This is a genomic window from Paenisporosarcina sp. P4_D4 (genome assembly GCF_056401835.1).
In genome coordinates this window covers 1-8,838 of record NZ_JBFUIO010000091.1, presented here as the reverse complement: position 1 = coordinate 8,838, position 8,838 = coordinate 1, and the positions used below count along the sequence as shown (strand labels likewise).

The following is an 8,838-nucleotide window of genomic DNA, read 5'->3' as shown; positions in this document are numbered from 1 at the left end:
GGTCAAAGAGTTTTGCTCGTTGTTCGTACGTTGGTTTTCGTTCCATAACTGCAAATCCAGTCTCCACAAATTCGTCTACCGTTCCCCAATTATGTGAGATATGTAAAACATCAAGATAAGGAGCAATCATCATATAACGCTCAGAATCCAGTGTCAGATTCGAATTGATTTGTGTGCGAACTCCACGCTCATGCGCATATTTTAATAGTGGAAGAACATAATTCGTGACCGACTTTTTCGATAGCATCGGTTCTCCGCCTGTAATGCTGAGAGTTTGTAGATGTGGGATTTCATCTAGCCTCATTCGCAGAAGCTCAAAAGGGAGTGCCTCGGGATCTTTGTTTTGAAGTGTATAGCCAACTGCACAATGTGCACAACGCATGTTGCATAACGTGGTGGTAGTGAACTCGATGTTCGACAGCGTCAGCTTGCCGTGTTTTTCCATATCTAAGTAAGCTTCCCAAGGATCATAAGAAGGGGTAAGCTTTTGAATTGTTGTATTCATCAATCAATCGTCCTTTCTACAATAAGTAATTGTCGCATATCAAAAGCCTATTGAAAACGTTAGATTTTAGATTTTGTTTCGATTCAAGTAATATAAGAAGAAAAGGTGATTTTTATGGATCATCCAAATCCAATACTCCTGTATGATGGCAGCTGTGGTTTTTGCCAGCAGTCTGTCCAATTTATCCTGCAGAATGAGCGTGACGAAACCATTTGTTTCGCACCACTTCAAAGTAAATTTGCGAGTCAAATAATAAAAGAACATCCATTTTTACAATCAATTGATTCAATCGTGGTACTTAAGGGAAAAGAATTATTAGTGGAATCGGATGCGGTGATAGCATTGTCATCGTATCTCAAGTCTCCGTACCATTTGGGTACTATGTTAAAAGTGCTTCCCAAATTTTCACGAGATGGATTGTATCGATTCGTGGCAAAGCGCAGACACCGCTTAATTCGTAGTAACCAATCGTGTTTACTACCATCCCCCCAACAGCGTAAACGATTTTTCGGTTAATTAAAGGAGAGATTTTAGTTGTTTTTAGAAGACAATAATGAAATACGGAAAGAACTTTTTCAAACGGTAGATGGTTTGACAGATGAACAGTTCAATAAAAAACCTGCAAATGGCAAATGGTCGCCAAAGCAAATCTTTGAACATCTGGTGCGCATGGAAACCGTCATTGCTACCAATATCGCAAGAGAACTTAAAAACCCGGATAGTCCGAAAGTTAGAAAAAAACCAATCGGCCTTTCAACAAATCGATTAATTAAAGTAGAAGCCCCTGGTTATACAGTTCCGACTGAAGAATACAAAACAAAAATGGAGATGCTGAAAGATCTCCATGAATCGCGACTCTTCTTATTAGATGTTTATGAATCAAGCACTAAAACTGTATTCAAAGAAAAATCATTCAAACATCCGATTTTTGGTCAAGTCCCATTGATTCAATGGTTTCCGTTTGTCGGACTACATGAAAAAAGGCATTTAAAGCAATTGAAAAAAACGATTGAAATGTTGTAAGGTCATAAGCATTACTTATCACAACCAATAATTTTAATGTAATTTACTTATAAACTAGACTACGTTATGATAGGAACTGGAGAAAAGTCGCTACCAATAGATGAGAGCCTTTTCATAAGACAAAAGGAGGAAAAGACATGGCAAAAAGTAACTTGCATAATAGCCGTACTTCTTTCGATTTAAACGGTAAAACGTATAACTATTATCGTTTAGCAGCGTTAGAAGAGGCAGGGATCGCAAATGTTTCCCGCCTTCCTTATTCAATTAAAGTATTGCTTGAGTCCGTACTGCGCCAACATGACGGATATGTCATCAAAGATGACCACGTAGAAGAATTGGCAAAATGGGGTAAAGACGTTGACCCTGAAGCTGAAGTACCTTTCAAACCTTCACGCGTAATCCTTCAAGATTTCACTGGAGTGCCAGTAGTAGTTGACTTGGCAGCACTTCGTTCAGCTATGGCTGAAATGGGCGGAGACCCAGACAAAATCAACCCTGCAATTCCTGTTGATTTAGTTATTGACCACTCTGTACAAGTAGACAATTACGGTACAGGTGATGCACTTCGCATCAATATGGAACTTGAATTCGAACGTAATGCAGAGCGTTACCAGTTCCTTAGCTGGGCTCAAAAAGCATATGACAACTACCGTGCTGTACCACCGGCAACAGGTATCGTTCACCAAGTAAACTTAGAGTACTTGGCAAATGTTGTTCATGCTGTACAAAATGAAGATGGTACATACGAAACGTATCCAGATACATTAGTAGGTACTGACTCACATACAACAATGATCAACGGTATCGGTGTTTTAGGCTGGGGCGTAGGCGGTATCGAAGCGGAAGCGGGTATGCTTGGTCAACCTTCATACTTCCCGATTCCTGAAGTTATCGGTGTTAAATTAACTGGCGACCTTCCTAACGGAACAACTGCTACTGACTTAGCACTTAAAGTAACTGAAGTACTTCGTAAAAAAGGTGTAGTAGGGAAATTTGTTGAGTTCTTCGGAGCGGGTGTAACAAAACTTCCTCTTGCTGACCGTGCGACAATTGCCAACATGGCTCCTGAGTACGGCGCAACTTGTGGTTTCTTCCCAGTTGATGAAGAAGCACTTGATTACATGCGTTTAACTAGCCGTGACGCTGATCACATCCAAGTAGTTAAAGAATACTTAACTGCTAACGGAATGTTCTTCACAGCGGATAACGAAGATCCAACATATACAGACGTTGTAGAATTAGACTTATCTACAATCGAACCAAACATGTCTGGACCGAAACGTCCACAAGATTTGATTCCATTGTCTGAAATGAAGTCTGAATTTAACAAAGCGGTTGTTGCTCCTCAAGGCAACCAAGGATTCGGTTTATCTAAAAAAGAATTCAATAAGTCTGCTACAGTAACGATGGCAGATGGGGCTGAAGTAACAATTCCTACAGGTGCTATTGGTATTGCTGCCATCACATCATGTACGAATACATCAAACCCATTCGTAATGTTAGGTGCGGGTCTAGTTGCTAAAAAAGCAGCTGAAAAAGGCTTGCGTCCACCAGCATATGTGAAAACTTCACTTGCACCAGGTTCTAAAGTTGTAACAGGTTACTTACGTGACGCTGGTCTATTAAAACCATTGGCTGATGTAGGATTTGACTTAGTTGGTTATGGCTGTACAACATGTATCGGTAACTCGGGTCCAATGCTTCCTGAAATTGAAAAAGGCATCATTGAAAACGATCTACTTGTTACTTCTGTACTTTCAGGTAACCGTAACTTCGAAGGCCGTATTCACCCATTAGTGAAAGCTAACTACTTAGCTTCACCACCACTTGTTGTTGCTTATGCACTAGCAGGTACGGTTGATATCGACCTTCAAAATGAAGCACTTGGTCAAGACAAAGACGGCAACGATGTATTCTTTGCTGATATCTGGCCTTCAACAGAAGAAGTGAAAGAAGTTCTTCTTAAAACAGTAACACCTGAATTATTCCGTAAAGAATATGAGCGCGTTTTCAGTGAAAACGAGCGTTGGAATGCGATTGAAACATCAAATGATTCATTGTATACATTTGACGAAGATTCAACGTACATCCAAAACCCTCCTTATTTCGAAGGTTTAACAAAAGAACCAAGCGATATCCAAACGCTTGCAGGACTTCGTGTAGTTGCGAAATTCGGAGATTCAATTACAACTGACCATATTTCACCAGCTGGTGCAATTGGTAAAGATACACCAGCAGGTAAATACTTGCGCGACCGCGGTGTGGAAGTACGCGACTTTAACTCATATGGTTCACGTCGTGGTAGCCACGAAGTTATGATGCGTGGTACGTTTGCAAACATCCGTATCCGTAACCAAATCGCAGCTGGTACAGAAGGTGGATTCACTACTTACTGGCCAAACGGAGAAATCATGGCAATCTATGATGCAGCAATGAAATACCAAGAAGACGGCACTGGCTTAGTTGTTCTTGCAGGTAAAGATTACGGTATGGGATCTTCACGTGACTGGGCAGCTAAAGGTACGAACTTACTTGGCATTAAAACAGTTATTGCTGAAAGCTACGAGCGTATTCACCGTTCTAACTTAGTGATGATGGGTGTTTTACCTCTTCAATACTTACCAGGTCAAAGTGCTGAAACACTTGGCTTAACAGGTAAAGAAGAAATCAGCGTTAACATTGCTGAAGGCGTGAAACCTCGTGATATCCTGAAAGTAACGGCTAAATCTGCTGACGGTTCTGTAAAAGAATTCGACGTGTTGGCACGTTTCGATTCAGAAGTTGAAGTTGATTACTATCGTCATGGCGGTATCCTACCAATGGTATTGCGTGACAAACTGAAAAACTAAGATTTTTTAAAGGCTGTCCCTAGGGGCAGTCTTTTTTTGTTGTGATTTCTCTTTATAATTGTCATTCAATTTCGAACATTCATATGTTACACTTTTTGGAAGAGAGTTTGTAAGAAAGGGAATCATTACATGAACCTGCCTTTACTGAAATCAAAGCTCGTTCCACCCGTAACCAGTGAGATTTATATGCGACGGTCTTCTTTGACACGCACATTCAAGCAAATCGCTTCCAAAAAATGCACACTGATTACAGGTGGGGCTGGATACGGCAAAAGTTCGGCAATTGCTCAATATATTGCTGACAGCCGCATCAATTGTTCCTGGTACTCCGTTTCTTCGGAAGATGACGACCTGGTACCTTTTTTACGGTATTTAATCGGCAGTATCCAAAGAGTGGTTCCAAGCTTTGGGCAGCAATTATTGAAAGATTGGTCCACACAGCCAGCCTTTCCCACAGAGAAAGAATTAATCGCTTGGCATGCCTGGTTTGTGAATGAACTGGATCAGATTGCTGAACCACTTGTCATTATTATCGATGACTACCATTTAATTGATCATGTTTTCTCCGTCAATTTTATGATGGAACGAATCTTGGAACATTGCCCAATCGATGTTCATATAGTGTTGATATCGCGCACTCGACCAAAATGGACGCAATTATTAAAGTTGAAAATGAGTGGCCAATTACTTGAAGTGAAAGAAAAGGACCTGGTCTTCACGGAAGAAGAAATACTCGTCTACTTCGAAGACTATTTCAACCGTCATTTATCCGATCAGGAGTCCAAACGTATTCTGGAAATTACGGAAGGATGGGCCATTGCCATTCAATTAATGGCGGTACAGTCTGTTAGTTCGGAGAGCCCATTTGATGTGGCGATTAAACCAGCGATGGAAGATCTATTTCATTATTTATCCGATGAGGTCTTTATGAGATTTACGGAAGACGAGCAAAAATGGCTTTTGCAGTTTTCTATATTCCCGACGTTTTCCTTGTCATTAATTGATGATTTTTATGGGAATGTGGCTTCGGAATTTTTACAATCGTTTCGCAATCATCACGGCATTATCCAACAACTCGGAGAGGATACAGTCTACCGGTATCATGCGTTGTTCCAGCAATATTTAATTGCCAAGTGGAAAAAATCGAATACCGAAGAATTGAAATTAGCCCAGAAAGTAGCTGCTCGCTATTTTGAGCAGCGAAACGACTCGATTCGCGCCATTCATCATGCGATTCAATGTGAAGATGCTCATTTCATTTCTCAAATCGTCATGACCGTGGCACCAAAATTATTGAAATTGGGACAATTTGATTTAATCATCGATTGTTTAAAAGAAATTCCATTACAGTCTTTCAATGAATACCCTGCGCTCTCGTTTATTGAAGGTGAAGCCAATCGCTATCGTGCTTATTATGAAAAATCAAAACAGGCGTACTTGAAATGTCTGGCACTCGCTACCGAAAAAGATGATGCCTATTATATGAGCACCGCGCATGCGGGCCTTGCACATATCTATTTAGATACAATCCAACCTGGTTTGGCAGATCCGCATCTTGCGTCAGCAATTTCATTTGCGAACCAAACATCAACAATGTCGCAAACGGACATGTTCAATTTAAAACGTCAATTTGCCGAGAATCTCGTGAATTTAGGAAAAATGAGAGAAGCCAATGCGTTTATCGTCAATGAGCAGTTACCAGTGGATCTATTGACCGATGGCAATTTGGATGCGCGAATTTTATTGAGGACGGGAAAACTATCTGCTTCCATTCATCTGCTTGAAAACCGTTTAAGGGAAGGGAATATAGTTCCCGACTCTCATCGTGAAGCTGCTGTTCTCCTCGCCCTGTTGCATGCCATGATTGGGAATCTTACTGAAGCGAGCAATTATGCGAGTAAAGGGATTGAAAGTGGCATACGTGAAAAATCCAGTTTTGTAGAAGCTGTCGGGTTGATTCGAAAAGGACATTCAGAAAGTATCGATCGACTGCATTTGTTAGATGCACCTGTGCGCTTGTATGTGCAAGCCATCGACATAATGGACCAATTGGATGTTTCCAGAGGAAAAGCTGAGCCTTATTTGGGGTTGGCGCTGTTAAAAGCAAAGCAAGGTCTTCATCATGAGGCACTAGTCCTTGCTGAAAAAGGATTGCGGGAAACAGAGTCAGTTCAGGATTCCTGGCTTTCTGCTTATATTAAGATTGGTATTGCAATGATTTATTGCATTTATCATCAATATGATCAGGCAAATCAGTATGCCAGACAAGCAAAAGCTGACTTTGTGGCATGCGGCGATTCGTTTGGTTTAGTGGTTGCATCATTTTGGTTGAGTTTTTGTTCAATGCAATTAAATGATTCTCCTCTATTTACGGAAGAAATAAAATGCTTTGCTCGCTTTCTTTTGACCGAACAGTATACATTTTTTGTCGATAAATTAACGATGTATGGACCGCTGGATATGCAACAGGTATACTTGCTCGTTCAGCATGCATTAAAACTGATGCCTGATGATGAGGATATTCAACACTTAAGTCAACATCTGCAACTAGATACGCAAATCAACTATCCGGGTTATACATTGCATGTACAATTGCTTGGACCGTTAGCCATATCGCTCGGCAATGAAGAAGTGGAAGACAAAAAGTGGCAAAGGGAAAAAGCGAAGGATTTATTTGTRTATTTATTCATTCATAGAGACCGGTATGTCCCGAAAGATGAGTTGATAKGAGAACTGTTTGTTGATCAGGATGAGAAAACCGCAAATAGGGATTTTAAGGTGGCTTTAAATGCACTTTACAATGTACTGGAACCAAAGAGATCTCCTCGTGCAGAATCTTATTTCATCATCCGGAAACAAAACATGTATCGTATCCATCCGAAAGCCGCATTGATCAGTGACGTCCAGCAATTTCAACAACTGGCGACACAAGGATTGGAAGAACGCAATCCAAAGCAAGCCATTATTTTATTGAAATCTGCTGCGGCGCTTTATAGAGGGTCTTTTTATTTGAACCAAAGCCCGTGTGACTGGTTCCAATTTGAGCAAGAACAGTTTCGTCAATTGTATTTGCAAGTGATCGAAAAGCTTGCCCAGAATTCGACCAGACTGCAGGAATTCGCTCAAACGATTTATTGGGCTGAGAAACTAATTAAACTTGAACATACGTGGGAAGAGGCCTACCGCCTTTTGATGTATGCCCACTACCAGCTACACAACCGCTCCCAAGCAATCAAATGGTATGATCGTTGCGTGCACATGCTGGAAAATGAATTTGACTTAAAACCTATGGAAACGACTGAACAAATGTTCGAATTGATTACGATTGGCTATACCTGACCTGTTTCGAGCTTTGCTCGGAGTGGGTTTTTTCTTTGTAGGATTCAGGGGGTATTGCGTCTGCGGTTACTCGTCGCAGAAAAGTTGCTCCTGTTTCTGCATCGCTAGCGCTAGCTTCGAAACATGAAAGTGCGTTGCATCGCTACGCTGCTTCGTCGCAGAAAAGATTTTGCTCCTGCGGTTACTCGTCGCAGAGAAGATTACTCCTGCGGTTACTCGTCGCAAAAAAATTTTGCTCCTGCATCGCTGCGCTAGCTTCGTCGCAGAAAAGTTTGACTTAGGTCAAACTTTTTGTAACTGTTTTGTAACTCTTGTTTTATAAGATGAACAGGAAGCAAGTAAACGCTTACAAATGCGCGAAGGGGAAGGGGATTTTCATGAAGAGAAAGTCATGGTTGTTTCTTGTTTTAATTTTTGTTCTTGTTTTTAGCTCTGCTTGTAACAATAAGGATTCACCCGAAGCGGAAGCTGAAGGAGAAGGAACGGGCGGTACCATTAAAATCGGAGTTTTGGCATCGTTAACTGGCGCACTTGAATCATACGGTAAACAAACACAACGTGGATTTGATCTTGGCATTGAATATGCCACTGACGGAACGATGGAAGTAGCGGGCAAGAAAATTGAAATTATTTATGAAGATACGGAAACAAAACCAGAAGTAGCGGTTCAAAAAGCTACGAAATTACTGGAAGAAGATGAAGTGGACTTCATCGTTGGTTCATCAAGTTCAGGTGATACATTGGCGGTACTGCCTCTTGCTGAAGAATACGAAAAAATCATGATTGTAGAACCAGCTGTAGCGGATAGTATTACGGGTGCAGAATTCAATCCGTACATCTTCCGTACGGGCCGCAACTCATCTCAAGATGCTGTGGCAGGTGCTGCGGCAATCGCGAAACCAGGCGTAAAAATTGCTACATTCGCTCCTGACTATTCCTTTGGTCTGGACGGCGTTGCAGCATTTAAAAAAGCTGCAGAAGAATTAGGTGCTGAAATTGTGTTAGAAGAGTATGCAGATCCTGCAGCTACTGATTTCACTTCCAATCTCCAAAAAGTGATTGAAGCAAAACCAGATTACTTGTTTGTAGTTTGGGCAGGAGCAAACTCACCTTGGAATCAAA

The 8,838-nt window shown here is 41.1% G+C and carries 6 protein-coding genes; 5 read left to right on the top strand and 1 reads right to left on the bottom strand.

Annotated features, from left to right (window positions below; genetic code table 11):
• The coding region (yfkAB, locus tag AC1DSL_RS14275) for a radical SAM/CxCxxxxC motif protein YfkAB (protein WP_477532671.1) at positions 1-505 on the bottom strand (505 nt) is incomplete at its 3' end.
• Positions 506-619: 114 nt separating this feature from the next.
• On the opposite strand from yfkAB, the gene AC1DSL_RS14270 reads away from it, so the two are divergent.
• From AC1DSL_RS14270 to AC1DSL_RS14250, 5 genes are all read left to right on the top strand, one after another.
• Entirely contained in the window at positions 620-1,021 is a 402-nt protein-coding gene (locus AC1DSL_RS14270; protein WP_477532670.1) for a thiol-disulfide oxidoreductase DCC family protein, read from the top strand.
• A gap of 18 nt (positions 1,022-1,039) precedes the next feature.
• Positions 1,040-1,528, top strand: coding sequence for a DinB family protein (locus AC1DSL_RS14265; protein WP_477532669.1), 489 nt, complete (start codon positions 1,040-1,042; stop codon positions 1,526-1,528).
• Positions 1,529-1,665: 137 nt separating this feature from the next.
• A complete protein-coding gene (gene acnA, locus AC1DSL_RS14260; protein WP_477532668.1) occupies positions 1,666-4,377 on the top strand; it encodes an aconitate hydratase AcnA in 2,712 nt (903 codons plus the stop codon).
• 129 nt (positions 4,378-4,506) lie between these two features.
• The gene (locus AC1DSL_RS14255; RefSeq protein ID WP_477532667.1) at positions 4,507-7,716 is read left to right on the top strand and encodes a BTAD domain-containing putative transcriptional regulator; all 3,210 of its coding nucleotides are present in this window, start codon (positions 4,507-4,509) and stop codon (positions 7,714-7,716) included.
• Between the two features lie 377 nt (positions 7,717-8,093).
• Positions 8,094-8,838: ABC transporter substrate-binding protein (locus AC1DSL_RS14250; RefSeq protein ID WP_477532666.1), on the top strand; the 745-nt coding region annotated here is incomplete at its 3' end.

What these genes read in the sequence shown, in the direction of transcription:
- AC1DSL_RS14270 (WP_477532670.1), top strand. Translation starts at nt 620, where the DNA reads ATGGATCATCCAAATCCAATACTCCTGTATGATGGCAGCTGTGGTTTT.
- acnA (WP_477532668.1), top strand. Translation starts at nt 1,666, where the DNA reads ATGGCAAAAAGTAACTTGCATAATAGCCGTACTTCTTTCGATTTAAAC.